Source organism: Microcystis sp. M53603_WE2, from assembly GCF_030065435.1.
This window is the reverse complement of the sequence record NZ_JASJFF010000784.1, coordinates 1-2,431: the sequence shown is the minus strand read 5'-3', so window position 1 is coordinate 2,431 and position 2,431 is coordinate 1. Positions and strand designations below refer to the sequence as shown.

Annotated in this window: 3 protein-coding genes; all 3 read right to left on the bottom strand. The window is 45.8% G+C overall.

Annotation, left to right across the window (positions count from 1 at the left end; translation table 11 throughout):
• Window positions 1–276, bottom strand: a 276-nt coding sequence (locus PX481_RS16775) for a molybdate ABC transporter permease subunit (protein ID WP_502888611.1), incomplete at its 3' end; no start/stop codon positions are given.
• 3 nt (window positions 277–279) lie between these two features.
• On the bottom strand, window positions 280–1,077 hold the full coding sequence (gene modA / locus PX481_RS16770) for a molybdate ABC transporter substrate-binding protein (RefSeq protein WP_288095084.1): 798 nt from the start codon (window positions 1,075–1,077) through the stop codon (window positions 280–282).
• Window positions 1,078–1,291: 214 nt separating this feature from the next.
• Window positions 1,292–2,431 (bottom strand): pyruvate kinase (gene pyk / locus PX481_RS16765; RefSeq protein ID WP_288095083.1); only part of this gene is annotated, 1,140 nt, incomplete at its 5' end.

Below are 2,431 nucleotides of genomic sequence, written 5' to 3'. Positions count from 1 at the left end.
GATAACGGCGGCATACCAAGTAAAAACGATGCGAAAGTTAAATAGGTCTAATAACTGTCCTAATGGTCTGTTTTTGCCGAATAGGAGCAGTAAAATGAAGCCTACCACCGTCGGGGGCAAGATTAAGGGCGCGATGAAAACTCCCTCGATTAGGGATTTCCACCGTCCGCGATAGCCCAACATCCAATAAGCGGCGGTAATACCGAGAAAAAAGATGATTATCAGGGCAATGGTGGCGGTTTTCAGGGATATCCATAGGGGGGAAAAGTCTGGCATTGTTTATCTGGCTATTCCGAAGCCGAATTTTTCAAAAATGTTTTTAGCGGCTGTCCTGGTGAGATATTGGGCGAAAGTCTTGGCAGCTTGCGGGTTTTTACTAGCTTTTATCACAGCTATCGGGTAAATAATCGGAGAATGGAGATTATTGGCAGCCGTAGCCACTACTTTTACTTGGTCGGAAATTTTGGCATCGGTGAGGTAAACAATGCCAGCATCGGCGTTACCAGTTTCTACGGCGGCGAGAACATTACGGACAGAGTTGGCCAAGACCAGTTTTGGTTTTATTTGCTCTAAAATGCCGAGATTTTTCAGAACTTCTTCGCTGTACTGACCGACGGGAACGCTGCGCGGTTCACCCACGGCAATTCTTTGGACATTACTGTTAGTCAGGGAACGAAAATCGCTGATTTTTAGGGTGGAATTCTTGGGAACGATTAAAACTAGGCGATTAGTGAGCAGGTTTCTTCTGGTACTTCTATCGATTAAACCAGCTTTTGCTAAAGCGTCCATTTGCTTAGTCGCGGCCGAGACGAAAACATCGGCCGGCGCACCTTGTGTAATTTGCTGTTGCAAAGCTCCCGACGCACCGAAGTTATAGTTAACTTTAATGTTGCCATGGGCTTTTTCAAACCCCGGCTTGATTTCTTCTAGGGCATCTTTGAGACTAGCGGCGGCAGAAACTAGAATTGTCTGGGTTTGTGCAGTGGCGATAGTAGAGGAAAAAAGGTTTATGTCTGGAGATAATAAGCAACTAAGGACAATTGAGCCGATAAAAGCCAGAAAATATCGTCTTTTCATCAAGATTGATAGCAAGCGATCGATATTTATACATCTATCACAACCAATCCACCGCCCGAAATCTGTATCTAGGGTTTGCGGCAAAAAGTTTTTCTTGGGGAAGTGGGGAAGTGGGGTGTAGGGTGTAGGGTGTGGGGTGTGGGGTGTGGGGAGAATAAATAGAAATAATCTCCTATCTCCTATCTCCTGTACCCTGACTCCTGAATCCTAGAACTTAGGGAATCCTGTGAATTTTGAGGAAATTGGTGCCTTTAGTTTTCTGCATGGGAATTCCCGCCATAATCAGGATTTTATCGCCCGATTGCGCTAGATTTTTCTGAAGCAGAATTGATTCCGTTTGCTTTAACACATCCTCAAAGACGGACACCTGATGATCAAGAAGAATCGGGATCACACCCCAGACTAGATTGAGACGGTGATAGACTCGTTTATTGGGAGTCATGGCAATGACGGGAACCGAGGGACGTTCCTTAGAAGCCAGTAGCGAAGTGTAGCCAGAGGTGGTAAAAGTGACAATATAACGGAGATCAAGGGTTTGATCGATCGCCACTAAAGCCTCACTAAGAGCGTGAGTTTCATCGGACTGATTGGGGGGAGCATTATCAAACTTCACATCCGCTTCCACATCATGGGCGATTTTGGCCAACATAGCCACAGCTTTGACGGGAAAATCTCCCACTGCTGATTCCCCCGATAACATCACCGCATCGGTTCCATCGATAATCGCATTAGCCACATCACTAGCCTCGGCCCGAGTCGGTCGGGGATTGTTAATCATGCTTTCTAACATCTGGGTGGCAGTGATGACGGGAATGGTTTTCATGTTGCAGAGTTTGATAATGCGTTTTTGCAACATGGGGACTTTTTCGGGACTTAACTCTACCCCCAAATCGCCCCGGGCCACCATAATTCCGTCACATTCCTCGATAATTGACTCCAAATTTTCGATCGCTTGCGGTTTTTCAATTTTAGCCATCACTGGCATATCCGCATGATTTCTCTCGGCTAAAAATGCCTTAATCGCCTTGATATCTTCTCCTTTACGAACAAAACTGAGGGAAACCCAATCAACCCCCTGAGAAAGACCAAATTCTAGGTCTTGTTTGTCTTTTTCGGTCATGGAAGGTAAGCGCAAATTGAGACGGGGTAGATTGACTCCCTTGCGACTCTTGAGAATTCCTCCCTCCAACACTTGACATTTTAGGTCTTTTCCGTTAATTTCAACGATTTTTAGCTCTAATAAGCCATCATCAAGGAGAATTTGCTCACCTAACTTGGCTTCCTCGGCCAGATAGGGATAATCGATCGAAACGGTGTTCGCTTCTCCCCGATACTCATCCATGGGTACAAGGGT

Bases quoted from the DNA above. Each gene is read 5' to 3' on its own strand.
- modA (WP_288095084.1), bottom strand. From the start codon at position 1,077: ATGAAAAGACGATATTTTCTGGCTTTTATCGGCTCAATTGTCCTTAGT.